The following is a 22069-nucleotide window of genomic DNA, read 5'->3' as shown; positions in this document are numbered from 1 at the left end:
GGTATAAGATGAAGTTAATTGAATGGACAATGGAAGAGCAAGAGCAACTTATTCACTTTATGACAACAAATACATGGCCATATCATGGCAATTCACATCCAGCTAGAGAAATAATTGAGAAAACAATTGGCGAAGGTGGATATGAATCCGACGAAGTAAAAACTTTTTGGGTGGAAAATGAAACAAGTGAAAAAGTAGGAATTGTGAAAATTTACGATTTGCAAGATGAGATTCCTCTCTTTGATTTGCGAATTGCAGATGAAGCCCGCGGTCGAGGCTATGGTCCTAAGGCATTAAAGCTAGTAACAGAATACGTATTCCAATTACCAGAAGCGAAAATTAGATTAGAAGGTCATACAAGACAAGATAATTTTGCGATGCGTAAAACGTTTGAACGTGCAGGCTTTGTAAAAGAAGCTCAATTACGTCAGGCTTGGTTTTCTCCAAAAGAACATTCTTATTATGATGCGGTTACGTACGGCATGACGCGTGATGATTTCTTAGGAGGAACTGCGACACCTGTCGATTGGGACGATGATTTCCATAGAGTTTTAAAGAAAGATGGAGATTTGTCTTTTGAAGAGGAGTTTTATACGGATCGTTTAATCATTCGGGCGCCAAAGTTAGAAGATGCAGAGGCTGCCTGGGAAGCAATTATTCAGTCTCACTATGCACTGAAAGAATGGATGCCATGGGCTCAAAAAAAGCAAACACTAGAAGAAACAACTACAAGTTTGCGACAAGCAATGGCGGATTTTGTGACACGAAAAGATTTACGACTTCATTTATTTTTGAAAGAAACTGGTGAGTTCGTTGGATCTTCGGGCTTACATCGCATTAATTGGGATGTGCGAAAGTTTGAAATCGGTTACTGGATTGATAGTAAGTTTGAAGGTAAAGGCTTAATGACTGAAGCATGTGCACGTATAACGGAGTTTGCATTTGAAGAACTACAGGCAAATAGGGTAGAAATTCGCTGTGATAGTGAAAATGTACGCAGTCGTTCTGTAGCGGAAAGGCTTGGATATACACTAGAAGGTACACTTCGTTATGATTCTTTAACGGCAGATGGGAAAAGACTGTCTGATACTTGTATTTATGCGAAAGTAACTCAATAAAAAATGCTGCTTAGGCAGCATTTTTTTATCTATACAGAGCGCTTTCCAGTTACAAGCTGAATGATGAAAATAATACCAGCAATAATAAGCAATGTGTGTATAATACCTCCACCAATTCGTAATACTAGACCTAGTAGCCAAAGTGCTATTAATACGACGATAATTGTCCACAAAATCTTACCCATTTAAATCATCCTTTCTTATGAGGCATGTTATTATTGATATTTTACCCGATGGGCTATACTATTAAACATCGGAACAATATTTGTTGAAGGAAGAGAATAGAGATGCTCAAAAATGCAATGGAAGAAATAGTTCAGGGAATTGTAACTGTTCTAATGAGTGGCTCTGATTATCAAATTTTTTGTAAATGTCAGCAATGCCAAGAAGATATTATCGCACTTAGTTTAAATACACTGCCGGCACATTATGTAACTTCCGAAAAAGGAAGAACTGCAGTTTTTGAACGAATGAATTCCAAAGAAAACTTAGAATGGATTAACAAAAGAGTTATTCAGTCTATTTATACAGTAGGAAAGTACCCGCATCGGTCATAGGTATCCCACCTTATCATTTTTGTGATAAGGTTTTTTATTTTGAATGTATTTGCATAGGAAAAAATATCTACAATTGAGATAGGAAGCTGTATGTAGTAAAATAGGTAAAGTAGCAATGAAAGGAAGATTAAGTATGCCAACGCCAAGCATGGAAGACCATATTGAACAAATCTATATGCTAATCGAGAGTAAAGGGTATGCTCGAGTGTCTGATATTGCAGAAGCACTGTCTGTCCTACCTTCTTCTGTAACAAAGATGGTTCAAAAGTTAGATAAAGATGGATTTTTAATATATGAGAAATATCGTGGATTAACTTTAACGTCAAAAGGAATGAAGCTAGGGAAAAAACTTGTAAAAAGACATGATCTTTTAGAAGATTTTCTAAGGCTAATCGGTGTGAAGGAAGAAAATATTTACGAAGATGTGGAAGGAATCGAACATCATCTAAGTTGGAACTCCATTGACCGTATTGCAGATTTAGTATTATTTTTAGAAGAAAACCCCGAATTACAATCTAAACTATTCGAGTTACAACAAGATTCAAGCAATTAATAATAAACGGAAAACCATGTATAGTTAGGAAGTTATCAATGAATAATCTTCGTTTGAAACTATTATTGTCCTTAACAATTTTTGCGCTAATACTTGTAATAACAGTCTCATATGTAAATAGACAGTTACTAATTTCAGATATTCAAAATCAAGAAGAAAATAGCAGGGGACTTATTGAAAATCATATTCTCGCAGATATGCAAACAGTAGACAATGCTCACTACTTTTTTGATTCAACCATTTCAAATGAGATGGAGCACTACTCTAGATCTTTACTAGAACAATATAAGAAGAATCCGGATGTTTTAAGTTGGGATCTTGAAGCGATGAAAGATATTCATGGAATGGACATTTATATTTTGGATGCAAAAAATACGATTGTTCATACTACTTTTGAAAAGGATTTTGGATTGAACTTTTCAAAGTGCTGTGAAAAATTTTCTACTCAACTAGATGACCGCCGGGAATCCGGTGAGTTTTTTACAGACGGAATTGACGTTTCAATCAAAACAGGAGGGATAAGAAAATTTAGTTATCTTGGAACTCCTGATAAGAAATATATGATAGAACTAAGTGTAAATTTAAATAATTCTCAGATATTCCAAACGTTTAATTTTATTCAGACGTCCAATAAATTAGTTGAAAAATATGATGATCTGCTAGAAGTGAAAACTATAAATATCGGTGGATTCTTTTTAAACGAAGAGGAAGAAGCTGAAGTATCTGTCACTGAAATGCCAAAGCAATTTGAAGAAGCATTTATGAGCGTCATGAAAACGTTTAAGCCAGTAGAATATAAAACAAGGCTAGATAATGGACATATTGAAACACATCGTTTTTTACCATATGAGGCAGAACAAAAACGTGGAAGCTCTACGAAACGAATTATTTATGTGAAGTATGGAAACAGTACTGAGCTAGCTTTATTAAAACAAAATACAAAGCAGTTTTGGTTGTTATTAATATTAGCGATATTCATTTCATTTCTAGCATTAGTCATTATTATTCGCATACTTACGAAAACAGTTAATCTTGCAACATATGATTCATTAACTAGTGTATATAATCGTGCTACATATATTAATAAAATGGATGAGCTATTTCAAAAAAGAAAGAATAAAAGAATAGGATTAATACTCATTGATCTGGATAATTTTAAACAAGTAAATGACCAATTTGGCCATGCTGATGGAGACTTAGTTTTAGTACAAGTTGCGAAAGTGTTGCAAAATGTTATCAAGAAAGATGGATTTGTCACAAGGTTTGGTGGAGATGAATTCGCAATTGTTGTTTATAATACAGATGAAACGGTTATAAGAAAATTAGCGGAACAAGTATTGATAGAAACTCGAAAGTTAAAAGAAGCTGAATCAGGATTTGAGTTATGGAAGGTATTGTCACTCAGTATTGGAGGAGCAATTCTTCACGATTCAGAGGAAGATGAAACTTCCTTATTCAAGAAAGCAGACAAAGCATTATATCGATCAAAAGAAGAAGGCAAAGACCAGTTTAATTTGTGGTCAGAAGGAGAGGGCTAAATTTGACAGAATTAGCATCAGGATCAGGAGAAATAGTAAAATTACGAGTAAAAGCACAAGAAGGATCGAAATGGGTACTTGCACATAACGAGTTGGATATTCCATTGAACGCATCAGAAGCACCAGAGGATTTAAAGCTGGATGACTCAATTGAAGTATTTCTTTTCATGGACCGCAGAGGAAATTTATCGGCTACAACGATGCTTCCAACGATTCAAAAAGGAACGTTCGGATGGGCACGAGTTATTAAAGTTTCTGACAAAGAAGGAGTTTTTGTCGACATTGGTACATCGAAAGAAGTACAGGTGAAGGCAGAAGATTTACCGAAAATAAAAGAATTATGGCCTGCAAATGGTGATCATTTATATATGACGCTTCGTACAGACAGGGATGGAGAATTATTAGGTCGATTGGCTACAGAGGATCGAGTAGAAGAATTATACGAAGATGCTCCAGAAACATTGTTCAATCAAAATATACAAGCAAGACCATATAGACTGCTTCCAGTTGGAACATTTTTGTTAAGTGTACCAGAAAACTACCGAATATTCGTTCATGAATCAGAACGTGTCGAAGAGCCGAGACTTGGTCAAGATTTATCAGTTCGAATCATTGATACAAAAGAAGATGGCTCATTAAATGGCTCTTTATTGCCACGTAAACATGAGCGTTTAGGTGATGATGCAACATCTATTTTCCGTTATTTAAACGATGTAGGTGGAAGAATGCCCTTTACAGATAAATCATCTCCAGAAGAAATCTCAGCAATGTTCACAATGAGCAAAGCAGCATTTAAACGAGCACTTGGTAAGTTAATGAAAGAAGGAAAAATCGTTCAAATCGACGGTTGGACTGAAGTGAAGCAATAATTAATATGGAGTGAAAAGAAACGATTCATGGAAAATCGGAACTTTTTACTCCTTTTTACGTACTTATTTAGTGAAGAGAAAGGGGTTTTATGTATGAAACGATTTTTACAGTTTTTTATAGCTGGTATTTTATTGATAGGGGTTACGATAGCGCCGAGTGCAGCATTTGCAGATTCGGGTGGTGACGAGGAAGAAGCAGTCAATGAAAAATTCGGAGCACCAATCGTTGTATATGGTGGCAATTTGGATGAAGCACAAAAGCAAAGTGTCAAAGATAGTTTAAAGATTAAAGATGGTTCTGATATACAAGAAATAGAAGTGACAGGTAAAGACTTAGCGAAGTATTTAAAAGATGGTGACGCAGCTGCACGCATGTTTTCTTCTGCGAAAATTACAAGAAAAGATGCTGGAAAAGGGTTAGTTATTAATATCGTAACACCAGACAATATTACGGAAGTAACGAACGAAATGTATGCCAATGCAATGTTAACAGCTGGCATTCAAGATGCAGTTGTGGAAATAGCCGCACCAAAAAAAGTGACAGGACATTCCGCGCTAGTCGGTATTTATAAAGCATATGAGGTAACAGGGGGAGAGTTAGACCCTGAGCGTACGGATGTTGCGAATGATGAGTTGTCTGTAGCGACGATTCTTGCAAAAGAGGCAGGAATTGATGAAGCGAAAGTAAGTGAGTTATTAACAGAAATTAAAATGCAAATTGCGGAGCAAAATCCCGCTTCTCGTGAAGATGTGGAGAAAATTGTTTCGGAGCAGTTAGCTAATTTGAAAATTGAGCTTTCTGAAAAAGATCGCCAGTTGTTAATCGATATTATGGACAGAATTCGTCAATTGGATATTGATTTTAGCAAGTGGTCGGATCAGTTGACTGATTTGAGTAAGACGATTGAGGATAAGCTTGGACAGATTGTTGATAATGAAGGTTTTTGGCAAGGTGTTAAAGATTTTTTCACTAATTTAATGAATTCAATTCGTTCTATTTTCGGTTAATATGTAGTGCCTTGATTATCTTTTGAAGATAGTCAGGGCATTTTTAAAATAGATATATAAGATCACGCATGTTGATTAACCATTATATTCAATTTTATATTTTCGTTTGTTGATAAGGTGACTCTTAGTGAGTAGCCACTACGCCTTCGCGCTTGCCGCACCTTGCATGAGCCAACTTGTGCTGCGTAAAAGTGGGTCTCATACTTCGGCTCATGCGGCCCGACGAGCTACGGCATTAAGTTAATTTCTATTTATATAAGTTAGTAATCATGTTCTTTCTAATCTAGTGTTTTTACGAAGTACTGAGTTCTCGATTTTTTTAAAATAAGCAGCAAGTATTCTTTCTAAAAACCTATAAGAACCGCCAAAATTGCATCTTGGGCGGTTTTAAATGATATAGAATGCCACTTGCTTCTTCTATTGCCAAAAGTATTTTACTACTTGGCACTAAATTTTCTTGCGAGCGGAAGTCGAACATTTGCCATACATGACCGAATAAAAAGAGTGTTGGAAGTGGCATAGCCGCTTCCAACACTCTTTAAAAAATTTCCCCGTTCATCGTATAGCCTAATGAGAAGCCTAGAGCGATCCGGAAACTTCGCTCATCTAAAGGACACATGCACTTTTCCAATCATCTCTTTCCATTTGCAAACCCAAAATATATTTGTTATTATGGATTTAATTAATATATCTCGAATTCGAGATATAAACTGGAGGAATAATGATGAAACTAGCTGGAATTCACCATGTATCTGCAATCACGGCTGATGCAGACAAAAATCATGACTTTTTTACAAGAATATTAGGAATGCGATTAGTGAAAAAAAGCGTCAATCAAGACAATACATCTTCTTATCATTTATTTTACGCAGATGCAGTTGGAACACCAGGAACAGATATGACATACTTCGATATACCGAACGCAGGAAAAACGCAACCAGGTGTATCTAGTATTAGTAACACTGCATTCCGAGTGAAAAGTGAACAAGCACTTCAATTTTGGAAAGAAAGATTCACAAAACACGAAGTACCACACCATGAAATCATGGAAAAATACGGACGACAAACATTGTACTTTGAAGATTTCGAAGGGTCACGATTAATGCTCGTTGTGGATGATGGAAAAGGAATTCCGTACGGAGAAGCATGGGTAAAAGAAGAGATTTCTGCGGATCATGCAATCGTTGGTTTAGGACCAGTGAAACTGACTGTTAGAAATGCTACTTCAACAGAAAGAGTGCTGACAGAAGTTTTAGGATTTACACACGCAGGTTCTTATCCATCTGATGTTGCAGGAATGCCGGATATACTTGTGTTCACTACAGGAGCGGGCGGACCAGCTGGAGAAGTCCATATTGAAACGCGCAGCGATTTACCAATGGAGCGTCCTGGACGTGGTAGCGTGCATCATGTAGCGTTCAGAGTTCCAAACATGGAAGATTACCCAAAATGGGAACAATTATTAAGGTCTCAAGGTTTCATGACATCTGGTTTAGTAGACCGTTACTACTTTAAATCGATTTATTTTAGAGAGCCAAATGGAATATTATACGAATTAGCAACAGACGAACCTGGTTTTGATTCGGATGAACCGATGGAATCACTAGGTGAAACAATAGCTTTACCACCATTTCTGGAGCCGAAGAGAGCTCGAATTGAAGCAGAGTTGCGTCCGTTGTCAATTAATAAATAAATATGTTAAAATTCAGAAAAGGAGTGGTGAACAATGGATTTTCAATACAAAGAGCTTGGCGATGATGTATTTGCCTATCAATATCAACAAAATGGTGAAAAATTAGGCGAAATTACTTGGACATTACTAGGGGACATAATGGTGCTAGATCATACGTATGTTTCAGATACATTAAGAGGGCAAGGCATTGCTAAGAAATTATTAGACAAAGCGGCTTCATATGCTCGCCAAAATGAGTTGAAAATAGACGCTGTTTGTTCATACGTTGTTGCTGCTTTCAATAAATCAACGGAATATGATGACGTAAAGGCTTAAACATATAAAAGGCAATCCGCTTCGAATCGAGTGGATTGCCTTTTATCGTATTGTCGTTATAGCTGGATAAACAAAGCGAGAATAGCGGTTAATATAGATGCACCTACTAACGTATACATGAAATCTGATTGGCTAAATACTATTTTTTTCTCCAAACTAATCATCCTCTCCAAACAGGTTATCGCTAGTATATGTAATAGAGAGAAAAACTATACCATGTCTGTTGATCATCCTACTTTTTTTGGAAATTTTGGTGATGGAATAAAACTAATACCCCTTAATAATAAAACACTCATTTTCGACTTGCATTACGCTCTCATTCGTACTTTACATAAAGTGCGTCTTAATGAATAGCCACTATGCCTCCGCGCTTGCCGCACCTTGCATGAGCCAACTTGTGCTGCGCCCAAGTGGGTCTCATACTTCGGCTCATGCGGCCCGACGCGCTAAGGCAACAAGTGTTTCGCTTTTTATATAGGTTATTATTCATGGAGATTTGAGCTTATCTATAATAAGTGACGAAGAATTTGCCTCTTCTCAATGCTTTTACACTTTCATCTAGCTTCCCTCTACTTAGTTGGAAAAATGGAGGGTTTAGTTGGAAATGCATTTATTTGCTCTCTCTTTTAAAGAAATGGCTCCACCATTCTAACTAAGTAGCCAGCTCTAGTGGATTGAAGCGAAAGGGAGGCGACTCCAGTGGGATTAAGCGGGACAGGTGAGACCCCACAGGGCGCTAGCGACCGAGGAGGCTCACCGCCCGCCCCACGGAAAGCGTCCTCCCTGCAGCGTAAATCCCAGCGGAAACTCTCTACTGAGACTCACTTTATGTAGAAAACGAACAAAAATAAAAAATTGAATAAAATGGATAATCAACATGCGTGAAATTATACGAAACTTTTATAGACCATTTTCGTACATATAATGTAATACTTTATTTTTAGGAGGAATATATATGTCTCGTACAGGAGAAATAGTTTTAGGTGTTATTAGTTCTGTTTTTACAATTTCTGCAATTATTTTAATGTCTTTATTTGTAATTGGAGGAAATGCAGCATTTCAAGACGAGCTATTAATATCTGAAATTGAACAAGGAATAATGAATGATCCACAGTTAATAGGTCAAGATATGGAACTAGTTATGGAAGGTGTTAATGCGTTTACAGATATATTTATCGTATTAGGATGGGGATTTGTTGTAGCTTTAGTCATTAGCTTAATCTTAAATATCATCGGAATTGTAGCAGTTGTAAAAAATAAAAATCCTAAACTTGCAGGAATTATGTTCATTGCAGCTGGATTATTTGCTGGGATTTTATCGTTAACTTCGATTTTATTGTATATTGCGGCAATTATGTGTTTCGTTCGTAAGCCACCAGTGAAATTTGCTGAACAAGAGTATTACGCACCGGAACAAACAATGTAATAAAAAAACACCGACTACTATGTTTAGTAAGTCGGTGTTTTCAATAAATAAACATATTTAGCTGTAGATAGCGGATGCCCTTCAAAATGTTCATCGAATTCTTCTAAGCATTCAAATCCGAATTTTTCATAAAAAATACGTGCATCATTATTTTCACTTTCGACATAGACAAACAATTGATGTCCTTGACGGATTTCATGTAAGCCTGCTTGAAGTAATTTTTGACCGTAGCCGATTTTTTGGTATGTAGGTAATACATAGATAGCAGTTAGCTCTGCATCTCCATCCTCATCTACGTATGTAAAATTAGCAAATCCGACTGGTTTGCCTTCGTATTCTGCCAATAAGAAAATTGTTTTTTCGATACGTTTTGCCAACATCGTTTTGGAATAAGCCTTTTCTAAAAAAAGCTGTCGTATATTTTCAGGAATAATATCTTTATATGTGTCGTTCCAACTGATCGATGCGATTTGTTGAACAGCTGCTATATCTTGTAATGTTATCGCCCTAATCATTTGAATTCACCTCGAGATTCTTTTTGCTATCATATCAAAAATATTATCTTTCTTCTAGTATTGTGTGATAATAAAAGAAAAGTGTGAGAAAGTGTTTATTTTCTTATGAAAAAAAGGTGGATATGTCCTGATGAATTGGAAATTGCTTAAATTTGAAGAATTTGATGTAAACCGTTTATATGAGGTGTTAAAACTGCGTGTAGATGTTTTTATTGTAGAACAAAACTGTCCTTATCCAGAAATAGATGGATCTGACCAAGAGGCGCTACATTTAATGTATATAGAAAACGAAGAAGTGCTTGCGTACAGTAGAATATTTCCGCCAGGAGCAATGTATGATGCCTGTGCGATTGGAAGAGTTATTGTGAAATCAAAAGCGCGGGGTACAGGACTTGCAAAGGAACTGATGGAAAAGGCAATAGAAACAGCAGAAAATGAATGGCAAGTGGAAACGATTAAAATTTGTGCACAAAGTCATTTACAAAAGTTTTATGCATCAGTTGGTTTTATTACTATTTCCGACGAATTTGATGAAGATGGAATACCTCATGTATACATGGTTCGGAATAAGGGTAAGTAATAATTAAGATATAAAATAGGAGGTAATGACGATGAGAAAAAGTAAATCATTATTATTAGCAGGGCTTGCGGCAGGTACTTACGCATACTTTAGTAAAAAAGAAAATCGTGATAAAGCAATTGTAGCATTTAATAATACAAAGACGAAAGTGAATTCGTATATGGAAGCTCAAAAACATAATCGTTCAGATTTCACAACTACTGGTCATCCAGATCCATATAATGCGGGAGATAATAATATGGTAGAAGAAGGCGCATTAACGAGTGTGCAATATTATAACGAGGAAATTCAAGACAAAGGCAAGAAAGCGGAATAGAATACAAAAAACGATGCACGGTCTTTTACTTAGCGAAGCAGTTTCCGGCTGGCTTCAGGCTTCCCATTGGGCAATGCGATGAACGATAAAATTTTAAAAGCTTGTTGGAAGTGTCTGCACCTCTTCCAACAAGCTTTTTTCGGTCATCGTATGGCAAATGTACGCCTTCCGCTCGCCAGAAACTTCAGTACCAAGTGGTTAAATGCTTTTGGCGACTCTTTGTAGGCTTTTACAAAGCGACATTTCTACATTAGAACATAAGGTGGAGAAGTGTTGATGAATTTTTTCTCTTCCTCTTACATGAAAGAGCGTAAATAGAAAGAGCATGAATACACTCCCATAAGTAGGATGGATGTAATGGAAAGCGGCGACTCGAGTGGGAAAAACGCGAGCTGAAGACCCTGGACTGAGCGTAGCGAGGGGAGCGGCTGAAGCCGTGCCCACCGAACGCGTCCGCTTGTACCCGAAATCCACTCTCCCAATCCCTTTAATAGTTTCATTTATCGTTTATTAATAAAAATAGATAATGCAGCAGTGATAAGTAATACGACACCAGTTAAAAGGAATCCGCCATTTGCAGTTAATTCAAGCAATCCAGTTACACTAGAGCCTACAACAACACCTATCGAGAAAAATGCATAAAAATAACCGTATGCTTTGCCGCGATAGGAAGATTCTGTAGAATCAATTAACAACGAATTGATCGAAGGGAATAAAAAGGCAAAGCCTATTCCATATAGACCCATCCATACATACATGATCTGTAAAGTTTCCGTTTGACCGAGCAACAGCATACTTATCCCCATTAAAGTCATTCCTAAAGCAAGTGTTTTAACGGGATTAACGCGGTCGAAAATCCGATTAGTAGGCAAAATAAACACAAGAATCGCAACCAAACCAAAAGTACTTAAGAGCAGCCCACTAACTTTTGAATCAAATCCAAGATGAATTACTTTTAACGGAAGCATATAAGCTAAAACACCTTGAGAAAACATTAAGAAAAATGCTCCTGCAAAAGCTTTTACTAAACCGCTTCGCTTAAAGAAATCACGAATCGTTACATTACTTGTAACTGTCTTTGCCTCTTCTTTTTTCTTAATAGCTATTGAACGTAATAGAAAAATAGAAAGTACGCTTAGTATAAGCATAATAGTTCCAGTAATTCCTAAAACAAAAACCTCGCTTTTTTTACTAGCGACGATTCCGCTCATAGCAGGTCCAATGATTGCAGCTAGTCCAACAAATGCACCTGACAAGGCAACCCCTTTGCCACGTTTTTCTTGTGCAGTTTGGTTAGCAGAATAAGTGAACGCCGCAGGAACGATGAACCCAGCAACTAATCCGTGCACAAATCGTATGAATAAAAGTCCCATTGGTTCGCTTACTAGCTGATATAAAAATAATGATATGCCACTGGCAAATAAACCAAATATTAATATATAAAAAGGACCTTTTTTATCAGTTAAAAATCCAGAAATAATATTCCCGATTGTATTAGAAAAAGAATACATTCCTACGACTAAGCCAGTTAAAAACGGTGTAGCACCTAATGATTCTGCAAAAGGACTCATAATAGGTAGTTGCGTAAATAAATCAAAGAAAGAAAAAAAGATAATTATATATACAAACAAACGCAAGAAAATTCCTCATTTCCACATATAGTTCTATTCTAGTTTAGCACTTAATCGTTCTTTTTTCGCATATTTGATTCTGAAAGGTTAAAAGTATAAAATTAAAAACGGATTGCTTTTCATTTTGGAAGCTTTAGCATATTAATAAAAATATGAGATAAAAGGATTAGTTCGAAGTAGAAAAGGGGGACCGAAGAATTATTTTGAATTGTTAGATTTTAAAAGAAAATGAAATATCTAATCAAATTATTGTTATTTCAATAGAATATAGTATAAACTAGTTCAGGATGTCGTTTAGATGTTCAAAAATCAAAAGAAATACTTTTAAAGAGAAAGATGAGGTTTCTATGCTACGCTCAGATAAGATGTTTTTAGATTATTTTACAAAAGCTTACGTGAAAGAAATAAATTCAATGAAATCAGTTGAGGGACTGGATGAGTTTCTAGAGTTAGAAAAAAAGTTATTCCTCGAAATGTACTCATTTGAATTAGATAATGCCAAAGCGATTTTAAGGGAAATAATTGAGTTAATAATTGCACGTTCCGGTAAGGATATGATTATCTCCGTAAAATATTATTACATTCAATTATCAGCTATAATGGCAAGAAAGTTATATGAAAGCCAAGTGCCAGCAGATAAAGTTAGAGCGTTTAATAATGCTAGCCTGGAAGTAATTGAGACAAAAATGAATGATGCTCAATTTTTGCAATGTGGGGACGAACTAATAGAATTTTTAGTGATGATTATTACAGAAAGAAAAAAACCATCTTTTGGTCATCAGACAGTAAACAAAGTTATTCTACATATAAATGATAAAATTGAGTCTAATTTAACTGTTGAAGACGTTGCTAATTATTTTAATATTAGTACAAGCCACTTATCACGCATTTTCCGTGAGCACACAGGAGTTACATTAGTGGAGTATTTGAATATTCGTAAGGTAGAGGAATGTCAGTACTTTTTAAGAAATACGAATAAAGGTATTTCTGAAATTTCTAATGCTTTTCATTTTTGCAATCAAAGCTATTTCACACGTATATTCAAAAAATATGCAGGGGTTACTCCAAAGCAGTTCAGAGATCATTACGAACACCCTAATTTCAAATATAATTTTCCGAAAGAAAAGTAATTAGTTCGCAAATGGATACTTCAATTTAAATTTGATAAATAGCTTCCTAGTAAGGTATACTCTTTATAGTTTGATAAATGAAGGTGAATGAATTGAAAAAGAAGATTAGTTTACTTTCTATTCTAGTGTTCGCTGCTGTTTTCTTGAGTGGATGTGCTGGAGTGGAAAATAAAGAAGGTACTTTTTACAATATTTTTGTTCGTCCTTTTGAGTTTTTAATTCATTTCTTTGGTGAAATGTTCAATGGTAGTTATGGACTTGCTATTATTGCGATTACGGTTTTAATTCGTCTAATTTTAATGCCTTTAATGCTTAAGAATTATAAAAATCAACAAGGCATGAAGTTGAAAATGGACAAAATGAAGCCTGAAATGGATGAGATTCAAAAGAAAATCAAAGCTTCAAAATCAAAAGAAGAACAAATGGCACTACAGCAAGAAATGATGGGATTGTATCGTAAGCATCAAGTAAATCCGTTGAATATGGGATGTTTACCAATGCTTATTCAAATGCCAATAGTAATGGGATTATACTTTGCTATTTTGCATTCTGATGAGATAAAAGCTCATCCGTTTTTATGGTTTAACTTAGGTTCTTCTGATATTGCAATGACACTTATTGCTGGTGCAGTTTATTTCATTCAAGCAAAAGTTTCTTTGTGGACAGTACCAGAGCAACAAAAGCAACAAATGAAAATGATGATTTACATTTCTCCGATTATGATTATGTTTATCTCGTTCAGTTCAATGGCAGCATTGCCACTTTATTGGACAGTTGGTGGAGCTTTGTTAATATTCCAAACATATTTAGGACGTAAATTTTATTCAAATCATCCAGAAAAAGTAGAAATAGAAGAAGTAGAAGAAGTAAAAGAAGTAGAAAAAAAGTAAAAAATGTATTTAAGCGGAGCTTTTTATAGCTTCGTTTTTTTCATAAGAGGTGTTTAAGATGAAGAAAAGTTGGATTTTCGGAATTACAATCGCGTCGGTAAGTATCGCTTCCTTAGTGTTTATTATTTTAGGTAATTTTAATATTGGTATTTTGCTCATGACTGCGATTTTTGCTTTAAGCAATGGGTATCGTTCAATTAGTTTTAAGGAAAAAGGGTTTGTCCGCGAAGCTAAATGGATGAGAAGTATGTCAATTGTGTTTGCCGTGCTATTTTTCATTGTGTTAGGAATTATGTTCTTTTAAAAAAACGCATGCATCTTCTTTTAGATGTTGCGTTTTTTTCATAGTTTAACGTTATAGTTCATGAAAAAATGTTAAAATAAACTTATCGTAATTGGAAAGAAGGAAGACTATGCAATCGAGACAAAGCTTATACAAAAAGAAAAAACAGAAGAAGTGGCCATATATTGTTTCAGGATCTGTTGTTGGTGTAATAATTGGAGCAGTCATTTTGTGGGTAGGTTTGAATGGATGGGATATTGATAAGAGTATTGCTGCGTTAGGCATTCAAACAGAAACAAAAGCACCTAACACAGATGCTCCAGAAAAGCCATCCAAGGATACTGTTGTAGAAGAAACTAAACCGGTTAAAGAAGAGACACCAGTTGTAGAACAACCTGAAATTGATATGTCTGGTGCGAAAGGTTATGAAGGAAATGAAGTGTTACCAGAAGAACCGACATACGTTCAAGAGGTATTAATCGCAAGTAAAAAGTATCCATTGCCATCTACATACGCACCTGGAGAGAGTAAAGAAGCTAGAGAAGCATTTGAAAATATGGCAGCAGAAGCAAGATTGTCTGATTTTGAGCTAGTTGCTTTTAGTACATATCGATCTTTCGATTATCAAAGACAGCTGTATGAAAAATACGTTAATAATGATGGTCAAGAAGCTGCGGATAGATACAGTGCACGACCAGGGTATTCTGAACATCAAACGGGTCTATCGTTTGATATCGGAGAAAAACTTTTTGAGCAACATTTTGCTAGGGAAAGTTTTGGTGAAACTGAAGCTGGTAAATGGATCGCGGCGAATGCACATAAATACGGATTCATTATGCGTTTTCCAAAAGATAAAGAGAAGATTACTGGATATATTTATGAGCCATGGCATTTTCGTTATGTTGGGGTAGACTTGGCAACTAAAATATTTGAAGCAGAAACAACGCTTGAAGAGTATTTGAATATATAAAAACTGCGTTCCGACAAGGAACGCAGTTTTTTTAAAAGAATAAGAAAGTATATAAAGATGTTTCATGAAAACAGGGTTTAAGGGGTATATGGAGAGAGTACAGGAATGAATGGAGTGGATTTCGTTACAAGTGATTCGTTCCGCGGGCGCGGCTTCAATCTCCTCGTCGCAGAAAACATCGCAGTTCCCACTGGTGTTGCCGCTTTTCACTACATCCATCTTACTTATGGGAGTGTATTCATGCTCTTACTATTTACGCACTTTCATGTAAGAGGAAGAGAAAAAGTTAATCAACACTTCTAGTTAGAAATAGACCGACAATTTTCGGAGTAAGTAAATATGTCGTCAACTTCTCCATTTTATGTCCAAATGTAGAAGTGTCTCTTTCTAAGAAGATACAAAGAGTCGCCAAAATTGTATCTTTGGCGACCTTCAAAGTATATAGAATGCGCTTGCTCCTCCTATTGCCAAAAGTATTTAACAACTTAGCACGGAAGTTTCTAGCGAGCGGAAGGCAAACATTCGCCATATGATGACCGACGAAAAAGCTTGTTGAAAGCGGCGCAGCCACTTCCAACAAGCTTTTAAAATTTTCGCGTTCATCGTATAGCCTAATGTGAAGCCAGAAGATAGCCAGGAACTGCGCCATGAAGATGTTTTTCTTATAAAATCGGTGAAATGAGCCTTGCTAGTGATTCTTTGAATTTAATCTTTAAAGATCTTTGTTCGTATAGCTCTCGCGTTAATTCTGTAGAAAGTTGCATATCTGCTTCGAAAAGCTCAGCTAATTCGTGCGAAGTTTCTCGATCATAAATAAAAGCATTTACTTCAAAATTCAACTTAAAGCTTCGCACATCAATATTTGCAGTACCAACAGTTGAAGCTTCGTCATCTATAACTATCATTTTCGTATGCAAGAAACCATTCTCATAAATATATATTTTAGCACCGGCCTCGAGCAACTCTCCAACATACGAATACGTTGCCCAATAAACGAAAATATGATCTGGTTTATTAGGAATCATAATACGAACATCAATACCAGACAAACAAGCGATTCGTAGCGTATCCATGAAACTAGCATCCGGTATAAAATACGGTGTTTGAATATAAATATACTTTTTAGCCATCATAATAAGCTTTAAATAGCCATTTTTAATTTGTTCCCAATCAGAGTCAGGTCCACTTGAAACAATTTGTAGTCCAACAGTGCCCTTCATCGGAATAGCTGGGAAATAAGAATCTGAATACTCGATATCCTGGTTGGCGGAAGCTTGATTCCAATCGAGAATAAAACGAGTTTGAAGTGGATGAACAGAACTACCTTCTATTCGTAAGTGCGTATCTCGCCAGTAACCGAATCTCTTATTTAAGCCGAGATACTCGTCTCCTACATTAAAACCACCAATATATCCAATTCGTCCATCAATAACGACAATTTTTCGGTGATTACGATAATTCATCCGAGGGTTAATTAACGGAAAGATAGAAGGGAAAAAAACTTCCACTTGTCCACCTAGCTCAATTAACTCTTTAAAATGTCTTTTTCTTAGAGAGCGAGAACCCATTGCATCATATAAAACACGTACTTCTACACCTTGTTTAGCTTTTGCGAGCAGCACGTCATAAATGCTTTTTCCAAGATTGTCTAGCTTGAAAATATAATATTGAATGTGGATATGATTCTTTGCATTTTCTAAATCATGTAAAAGTGCATCAAATTTTTCTCGTCCATCGGCGAAAATATCGACTTTATTGTCCTGTGTTAACACAGCGTGATTATTGTGCAAATGCATAATGATTAACTCTTTGTAATGACTTGCATCGTCTAAACGAAAATCGAATGAGTCATCTTCAATTGCCTCCATTTGAAATTCAATGAGATTATCTATGCCGACTTTGTTTTTACCTTCCCAACGAAATAGATGTTTTTTGCGTAGTTTTCTACCAAATAATAAATACAGTCCGAAACCTAAAATAGGTATAAAGAACAAAATCATGATCCAAGCCCAAGTAGAAGAAGCATCTCTGCGTTCTAGAAATATAATTGTAATTGCAAGGGGGATATTTAGAATAATTACACCAGATACGATTAAACTAATGAAACTAATCATCGTTTCACCTCCTAAGGAATATATTCAGTATAGCTGATTTATGTAAGAGAAAGTAGAAAACAATAATAAGAAATAATAAAACCTACTTGACCTATCGGAATAAAAGTATTATTATTTGGTAATCATAATAAATTGGAGGTTTATCAATATGGATTTATTTTATATTGTTCTTAATATTGCAGCTTTGTTACTGTTAGTTGGTTTATTAATATGGATGCAGAAAAAGCATGTGTCTTTTTCTAAGCGTGTATTTACTGCTTTAGGACTGGGTATTGCTTTAGGATTAGCATTACACTTTATTTATGGCACAAAGTCTGAGGTTTTAGCGGATTCGATTCAGTGGTTTAACTTGATCGGAACTGGATATATTAAACTGCTTCAAATGATAGTTATGCCACTAGTGTTTATTTCCATTCTAGGAGCATTTACGAAGGTGACTATCGGTAAAAACTTTGGGAAAATGGCTGCAATTATTTTAAGTATTTTAATCGGTACAACAGCAATTGCAGCAGTAGTGGGAATTGGGTCGGCGGCTATATTTGATTTAGATGCAGATCAAATTATCCAAGGGGATGCAGAGTCTGCTCGTGCGGAATATATAGAAGGACGTTCAGCGGAAGTGGCGGACAAAGCACTTCCACAGCAAATTCTTGATTTATTGCCAGCGAATCCATTTTTAGATTTCACTGGAGCCCGTTCAACATCTACAATTGGAGTTGTAATATTCGCAGCGTTTTTAGGCTTTGGATATTTGGCTGTGGCGCGTAAAGATCAAGAGAATGCAGCTACGATTAAAAGAGGAATCGATGCAATTTATGCGCTTATTATGAGTGTTGTAAAAATTGTTCTTCGTTTAACTCCATACGGAATTTTGGCTATTATGGCAAGAACAGTTGCTACATCTGATTTTGCAGCAATATTTAATCTAGGGAAATTTGTGATGGCATCTTATGTTGCATTAGCAGTAATGTTTGCCATTCATTTATTGATCATTACACTTTCTGGTTTAAATCCGATAACATATGTGAAAAAAGCAGCAGAGCCATTAATATTTGCTTTTACTTCTCGTTCAAGTGCAGGTACTTTACCTATTAATATTAATACGCAAACAAATAAGTTGGGCGTTTCAGAAGGTATTGCAAATTTTTCAGGTTCATTTGGTTTATCAATTGGACAAAACGGATGTGCTGGTATATATCCGGCAATGCTAGCTTTTATGATTGCGCCATCTCAAGGGATTAATCCGCTTGATCCAATGTTTATCCTTACGGTTGTTGCAGTCGTGGCAGTTAGTTCTTTCGGAGTTGCAGGAGTTGGCGGCGGAGCTACGTTTGCTGCTATCCTTGTTCTTTCTGCATTGAATTTACCAGTAGCTTTAGCTGGGTTACTTGTTTCTGTAGAGCCATTAATCGATATGGGTAGAACTGCGGTAAATGTAAGTGGCTCGATGACTGCTGGTGTTGTAACTGCAAAAGTGACAGGCGATCTAGACAGAGATGTATATGATGCGCCACTTGCAACACAATCAGTGGAGGCATAATTTTAAAATAATAAAAGCTGTCCTACTATGGGGCAGCTTTTTTCTTGTTATTGGGAAACTTTATATGCTGCTTGAACGTACTTAAGTATAATGATAGAAAGATACTTAGGGAGAAAAAATGAAGCAGAGGGGAAGATGAGAATGTATTGGTGTAAAGTTGCGCGTACAGAAAAAGAATTTGAAGCAATTGCGAAACTAAATTACGAAACATTTGTGGAAGAGATTCCCCAACATGAATCTGACCCAAGTGGCATGCGAGTGGATGCTTTTCACCATGAGAATGTATATGTCATCGTATTAAAGGATCAAGAATTAGCTGGGATGGTTGCATTCCGTGCGATTCGACCTTTTTCATTAGATCAAAAGCTTGGACCAGTGGAAAATCTTCTGCCGGAAGATGCATTGCAAGGGCAGTTATGTGAAGTGCGATTGCTAGCAGTCGATAAAAAGCATCGAAACGGACGAGTGTTTTATTACTTAGCTCGTGCTCTTTCAGACTATGCTTATGAAAATGGATACGGTGCAGCGGTTATTTCTGGTACTGTTCGTGAGCAAAAATTATATAATCAATTAGGTTTCGAGCCGTTTGCAGAAACAGTTGGGACGGGAGATGCTCTTTTTGTTCCGATGGTACTAACGAGAGAGCGATTCGATAATTCAGTTGCGGCTCGTTTTAAGCAAAAACGCTATTCCTTTTATCCAGGGCCTGTTACACAATCGGAAAATATTCAGGGGGCATTTTTGGAAAAGCCTATTTCGCATCGTTCTTATGAATTTAAGGTGATGTTAGAGAGAGTAAAGAAAAAGCTATTAGCGATGAGTGGAGCGAAGCATGTCCATCTATTAGTTGGGAGCGGAACACTTGCGAATGAGGCGATGATTGCGCAGTTGAAAGTAATAGATGAAAAAGGGCTCGTGTTGACAAATGGAGCCTTTGGAGAACGTATAGAAAAACAGGCGAAAAGATGGCAGCTCGCATATGATGTGCAAGCCTATGAGTGGGGAACGTCTTTTGACTTGGCTTTGATTGAAAAGCAACTTGCTACTGGGAACTATAGTTGGTTACTTATGACGCACGGAGAAACGTCGACAGGTATGTTAAATGAATTAGAGCAGTTAGTGGAAATATGTAAGAAATATAGTGTGTCGCTTTGTACAGATTGCGTCAGTTCTTTTGGAGCCTTGCCTTTTCAAATGGATGGTGTTTATTTAGCTACTGGAGTAAGTGGGAAAGCTATCGGTACAATGAGTGGTTTAGCATTTGTTTTTTCCAATACGGAAATAATGATGAGTGAAAACATTCCAGCATATTTAGATATCGGTTTGATGGCTAATCACGGGATTCCTTTTACAATGCCTACCCAATTTGTCCATAGTTTAGAGAACGCATTAATGGCTTATGACGATGGGGCTAGATACGATCTTTTATATAGTCGTATGAAGTTTATCGAAGAAGAAGTAAAAAATCATCGAATACAGCTATTTACTGACTCCAATTATCCAATGATTTTCACATGGATAGAGGAGGAACATCCTTATTTAGCGGAAGATGCACGTATGTCAGGCTTTGACTTGCATTTCAGAAGTGATTATTTAATCGAGAAGGGATTATTGCAAATTTCATGTATTCAACCCGACTTTGAGGATGCGTGGGCTAAGTTTATGGCTTGGTTCGATAATTACCGAATATATCATGTATGAAAAAAAGGGCTATATCTAAGTGATATTGGCCCTTTGTACTTTTTCATTAACTTCAAAAATAAATGTTTTGTATGGTGTGTCTGGCATTTGAGTAATATTTTCTACAGCTTTTTCTATCGATTCAATTGCTTTTTCTTTTTGATCGAGTGCTAAATAGCATAATGCCAGATAGGCGTCTTTTTCATAAAACATGGATAGGTCGAATGGATGGTGCGTATATTCAGGAATCACTAGGGTTGCGAGTTTTTCAATTGCTCCCTCGAATCGATTTAATCCAAATAATGTTTTTCCTCTTTCTAGAAGAAAGTAGGGAGTAAATATTTTTTTCTTTGCATCAACTTTAAGAGGAGATGTGCTATATAAAAGATCTGCTTCTTTATACATTTTTTTGAATGAGTTTAAGCAATGTATTTCACTAAACAGGATAAAGGTTTTTGAATCTAAATCGTCTGCAAACTCGCAATAAGCACGAAGTTTGTTTAAATAATGCTGTCTTTTCTCTTCATTTTGGACGATCATTGCTTGTCCAGCGGCCAATCTATATAAATTATCTACTTGTTTAAATATTTTATGCTTGGTTGAGTACTGAATGGCTTTTTCCATAGCACGTATTGCATCTTCGTATTTTCCTACTGCAAAATAGAAAACAGCTTCAAAATAGTCGTAGTCTAACCTTGTGAGAGGATCAATCCATAATGGATTCTTTTCGAGTTGTGCACGCTCAGCGAGGAGTATGTCTAGTGCTTCTTGATAATTGCGTTTCGTAAATGGGATGAGTGCAAAAAGTGTCCCTATTTCTGCGCGCTTTGCGATTAAGTTTAATTGTTCATACATCGTTGCCACTTGTTTTAATATCTCTTCTGATTCAAGATGTCGTCCATATATTTCGAGTAAACGAGCAGCTTCATAGCCTTGTGTGAGCTTTGGAACATAAGGTTCTATTAGGTCAATTATTTGTTTGTGTTTATCTGTTAAATCTTCATACTTTGTATTAGAAAGCAACTCTGCTTTATCTAGTACTTCCCTTAATTCTTGCGTACTTACTTCTTCTAGTAGCTCGGTTACGTCTACATTCAATCGTTCTGCAATATAATTTAAACTGTCCATGGATGGATTCGCTTTATTATTTTCTATTAGACTAAGCATGCCTTTCGTTAGTTCTGTCCCGGCAAGTACTTCAAGTGTCATTTTTTGCTGCTTTCGTAGCTTGCGAATTCGATCGCCTAGTGTGGGCATATTTATCACCTCTTCATAATAGTTTAATTATATTAAACTTTTTGTTGAAATGGAAGACGTGTTGTGATATTATTTGTTTAATTAAA

General features: G+C 36.1%; 22 protein-coding genes. 17 read left to right on the top strand and 5 right to left on the bottom strand.

What is annotated here, in order from left to right:
- Nucleotides 1-8 precede the first annotated feature (8 nt).
- The gene (locus RUH95_RS05920; RefSeq protein WP_313891916.1) at nt 9-1118 is read left to right on the top strand and encodes a GNAT family N-acetyltransferase; all 1110 of its coding nucleotides are present in this window, start codon (nt 9-11) and stop codon (nt 1116-1118) included.
- A gap of 29 nt (nt 1119-1147) precedes the next feature.
- Here the strand turns inward: RUH95_RS05920 and RUH95_RS05915 are convergent, their stop codons facing one another.
- Nucleotides 1148-1303 (bottom strand): lmo0937 family membrane protein, encoded by a 156-nt coding sequence (locus RUH95_RS05915; protein ID WP_313891915.1) that lies wholly within the window; start codon nt 1301-1303, stop codon nt 1148-1150.
- A 102-nt stretch (nt 1304-1405) separates the two neighbouring features.
- Between RUH95_RS05915 and RUH95_RS05910 the strand changes: the two genes are divergently transcribed.
- From RUH95_RS05910 to RUH95_RS05875, 8 genes are all read left to right on the top strand, one after another.
- Nucleotides 1406-1675 carry a late competence development ComFB family protein gene (locus RUH95_RS05910; protein WP_313891914.1) on the top strand — a complete coding sequence of 90 codons (270 nt, stop codon included), beginning with the start codon at nt 1406-1408 and terminating at the stop codon, nt 1673-1675.
- A gap of 133 nt (nt 1676-1808) precedes the next feature.
- The gene (mntR, locus tag RUH95_RS05905) at nt 1809-2228 is read left to right on the top strand and encodes a transcriptional regulator MntR (RefSeq protein ID WP_313891913.1); all 420 of its coding nucleotides are present in this window, start codon (nt 1809-1811) and stop codon (nt 2226-2228) included.
- Between the two features lie 38 nt (nt 2229-2266).
- On the top strand, nt 2267-3766 hold the full coding sequence (locus RUH95_RS05900) for a GGDEF domain-containing protein (protein ID WP_313891912.1): 1500 nt from the start codon (nt 2267-2269) through the stop codon (nt 3764-3766).
- 2 nt (nt 3767-3768) lie between these two features.
- A complete protein-coding gene (locus tag RUH95_RS05895) occupies nt 3769-4635 on the top strand; it encodes a CvfB family protein (RefSeq protein WP_313891911.1) in 867 nt (288 codons plus the stop codon).
- A 93-nt stretch (nt 4636-4728) separates the two neighbouring features.
- Nucleotides 4729-5643, top strand: coding sequence for a DUF1002 domain-containing protein (locus tag RUH95_RS05890; protein ID WP_313891910.1), 915 nt, complete (start codon nt 4729-4731; stop codon nt 5641-5643).
- Nucleotides 5644-6367: 724 nt separating this feature from the next.
- Nucleotides 6368-7336: a ring-cleaving dioxygenase gene (locus tag RUH95_RS05885; RefSeq protein WP_313891909.1), complete on the top strand. Its 969-nt coding sequence runs from the start codon at nt 6368-6370 to the stop codon at nt 7334-7336.
- Between the two features lie 33 nt (nt 7337-7369).
- Nucleotides 7370-7651, top strand: coding sequence for a GNAT family N-acetyltransferase (locus RUH95_RS05880; RefSeq protein WP_313891908.1), 282 nt, complete (start codon nt 7370-7372; stop codon nt 7649-7651).
- Between the two features lie 955 nt (nt 7652-8606).
- Complete coding sequence (locus tag RUH95_RS05875) at nt 8607-9077, top strand: DUF4064 domain-containing protein (protein ID WP_313891907.1); 471 nt, start codon at nt 8607-8609, stop codon at nt 9075-9077.
- A gap of 23 nt (nt 9078-9100) precedes the next feature.
- Here RUH95_RS05875 and RUH95_RS05870 read toward each other — a convergent pair whose 3' ends face one another.
- Nucleotides 9101-9592 carry a GNAT family N-acetyltransferase gene (locus RUH95_RS05870; protein ID WP_313891906.1) on the bottom strand — a complete coding sequence of 164 codons (492 nt, stop codon included), beginning with the start codon at nt 9590-9592 and terminating at the stop codon, nt 9101-9103.
- A gap of 130 nt (nt 9593-9722) precedes the next feature.
- On the opposite strand from RUH95_RS05870, the gene RUH95_RS05865 reads away from it, so the two are divergent.
- On the top strand, nt 9723-10172 hold the full coding sequence (locus tag RUH95_RS05865) for a GNAT family N-acetyltransferase (protein WP_313891905.1): 450 nt from the start codon (nt 9723-9725) through the stop codon (nt 10170-10172).
- 31 nt (nt 10173-10203) lie between these two features.
- Entirely contained in the window at nt 10204-10488 is a 285-nt protein-coding gene (locus tag RUH95_RS05860; protein WP_313891904.1) for a hypothetical protein, read from the top strand.
- Between the two features lie 500 nt (nt 10489-10988).
- On the opposite strand, the gene RUH95_RS05855 is transcribed toward RUH95_RS05860, so the two are convergent.
- Complete coding sequence (locus tag RUH95_RS05855) at nt 10989-12125, bottom strand: MFS transporter (protein ID WP_313891903.1); 1137 nt, start codon at nt 12123-12125, stop codon at nt 10989-10991.
- Nucleotides 12126-12532: 407 nt separating this feature from the next.
- Here RUH95_RS05855 and RUH95_RS05850 point away from each other — a divergent pair, with 407 nt between their 5' ends.
- The 4 genes from RUH95_RS05850 (at nt 12533) to RUH95_RS05835 (ending at nt 15392) form a co-directional block, all read left to right on the top strand.
- Nucleotides 12533-13249 carry a helix-turn-helix domain-containing protein gene (locus tag RUH95_RS05850; protein ID WP_313891902.1) on the top strand — a complete coding sequence of 239 codons (717 nt, stop codon included), beginning with the start codon at nt 12533-12535 and terminating at the stop codon, nt 13247-13249.
- 92 nt (nt 13250-13341) lie between these two features.
- On the top strand, nt 13342-14139 hold the full coding sequence (gene yidC, locus RUH95_RS05845) for a membrane protein insertase YidC (RefSeq protein ID WP_313891901.1): 798 nt from the start codon (nt 13342-13344) through the stop codon (nt 14137-14139).
- A 58-nt stretch (nt 14140-14197) separates the two neighbouring features.
- Complete coding sequence (locus tag RUH95_RS05840) at nt 14198-14443, top strand: hypothetical protein (protein ID WP_313891900.1); 246 nt, start codon at nt 14198-14200, stop codon at nt 14441-14443.
- Nucleotides 14444-14552: 109 nt separating this feature from the next.
- Entirely contained in the window at nt 14553-15392 is an 840-nt protein-coding gene (locus tag RUH95_RS05835) for a M15 family metallopeptidase (RefSeq protein WP_313891899.1), read from the top strand.
- Between the two features lie 662 nt (nt 15393-16054).
- Here RUH95_RS05835 and cls read toward each other — a convergent pair.
- Nucleotides 16055-17506, bottom strand: a complete 1452-nt coding sequence (gene cls / locus RUH95_RS05830) for a cardiolipin synthase (RefSeq protein WP_313891898.1) — start codon at nt 17504-17506, stop codon at nt 16055-16057.
- A gap of 148 nt (nt 17507-17654) precedes the next feature.
- Between cls and RUH95_RS05825 the strand changes: the two genes are divergently transcribed.
- Both RUH95_RS05825 and RUH95_RS05820 read left to right on the top strand, forming a co-directional pair.
- On the top strand, nt 17655-19046 hold the full coding sequence (locus tag RUH95_RS05825) for an L-cystine transporter (protein ID WP_313891897.1): 1392 nt from the start codon (nt 17655-17657) through the stop codon (nt 19044-19046).
- 141 nt (nt 19047-19187) lie between these two features.
- Entirely contained in the window at nt 19188-20747 is a 1560-nt protein-coding gene (locus RUH95_RS05820) for a GNAT family N-acetyltransferase (RefSeq protein WP_313891896.1), read from the top strand.
- A gap of 15 nt (nt 20748-20762) precedes the next feature.
- On the opposite strand, the gene RUH95_RS05815 is transcribed toward RUH95_RS05820, so the two are convergent.
- Nucleotides 20763-21983 (bottom strand): helix-turn-helix domain-containing protein, encoded by a 1221-nt coding sequence (locus RUH95_RS05815; RefSeq protein ID WP_313891895.1) that lies wholly within the window; start codon nt 21981-21983, stop codon nt 20763-20765.
- Nucleotides 21984-22069 lie beyond the last annotated feature (86 nt).

It is taken from the genome of Psychrobacillus sp. (genome assembly GCF_032154225.1).
Taxonomy (GTDB): Bacteria; Bacillota; Bacilli; order Bacillales_A; family Planococcaceae; genus Psychrobacillus.
Note: the sequence above shows the minus strand (reverse complement) of the source record. Positions and strands in the feature narration are given on the sequence as shown.

Bases quoted from the DNA above. Each gene is read 5' to 3' on its own strand.
- RUH95_RS05920 (WP_313891916.1), top strand. From the start codon at position 9: ATGAAGTTAATTGAATGGACAATGGAAGAGCAAGAGCAACTTATTCAC.
- RUH95_RS05915 (WP_313891915.1), bottom strand. From the start codon at position 1,303: ATGGGTAAGATTTTGTGGACAATTATCGTCGTATTAATAGCACTTTGG.
- RUH95_RS05910 (WP_313891914.1), top strand. From the start codon at position 1,406: ATGCTCAAAAATGCAATGGAAGAAATAGTTCAGGGAATTGTAACTGTT.
- mntR (WP_313891913.1), top strand. From the start codon at position 1,809: ATGCCAACGCCAAGCATGGAAGACCATATTGAACAAATCTATATGCTA.
- RUH95_RS05900 (WP_313891912.1), top strand. From the start codon at position 2,267: ATGAATAATCTTCGTTTGAAACTATTATTGTCCTTAACAATTTTTGCG.
- RUH95_RS05890 (WP_313891910.1), top strand. From the start codon at position 4,729: ATGAAACGATTTTTACAGTTTTTTATAGCTGGTATTTTATTGATAGGG.
- RUH95_RS05885 (WP_313891909.1), top strand. From the start codon at position 6,368: ATGAAACTAGCTGGAATTCACCATGTATCTGCAATCACGGCTGATGCA.
- RUH95_RS05880 (WP_313891908.1), top strand. From the start codon at position 7,370: ATGGATTTTCAATACAAAGAGCTTGGCGATGATGTATTTGCCTATCAA.
- RUH95_RS05875 (WP_313891907.1), top strand. From the start codon at position 8,607: ATGTCTCGTACAGGAGAAATAGTTTTAGGTGTTATTAGTTCTGTTTTT.
- RUH95_RS05870 (WP_313891906.1), bottom strand. From the start codon at position 9,592: ATGATTAGGGCGATAACATTACAAGATATAGCAGCTGTTCAACAAATC.
- RUH95_RS05865 (WP_313891905.1), top strand. From the start codon at position 9,723: ATGAATTGGAAATTGCTTAAATTTGAAGAATTTGATGTAAACCGTTTA.
- RUH95_RS05860 (WP_313891904.1), top strand. From the start codon at position 10,204: ATGAGAAAAAGTAAATCATTATTATTAGCAGGGCTTGCGGCAGGTACT.
- RUH95_RS05850 (WP_313891902.1), top strand. From the start codon at position 12,533: ATGAAATCAGTTGAGGGACTGGATGAGTTTCTAGAGTTAGAAAAAAAG.
- RUH95_RS05840 (WP_313891900.1), top strand. From the start codon at position 14,198: ATGAAGAAAAGTTGGATTTTCGGAATTACAATCGCGTCGGTAAGTATC.
- RUH95_RS05835 (WP_313891899.1), top strand. From the start codon at position 14,553: ATGCAATCGAGACAAAGCTTATACAAAAAGAAAAAACAGAAGAAGTGG.
- cls (WP_313891898.1), bottom strand. From the start codon at position 17,506: ATGATTAGTTTCATTAGTTTAATCGTATCTGGTGTAATTATTCTAAAT.
- RUH95_RS05825 (WP_313891897.1), top strand. From the start codon at position 17,655: ATGGATTTATTTTATATTGTTCTTAATATTGCAGCTTTGTTACTGTTA.
- RUH95_RS05820 (WP_313891896.1), top strand. From the start codon at position 19,188: ATGTATTGGTGTAAAGTTGCGCGTACAGAAAAAGAATTTGAAGCAATT.
- RUH95_RS05815 (WP_313891895.1), bottom strand. From the start codon at position 21,983: ATGCCCACACTAGGCGATCGAATTCGCAAGCTACGAAAGCAGCAAAAA.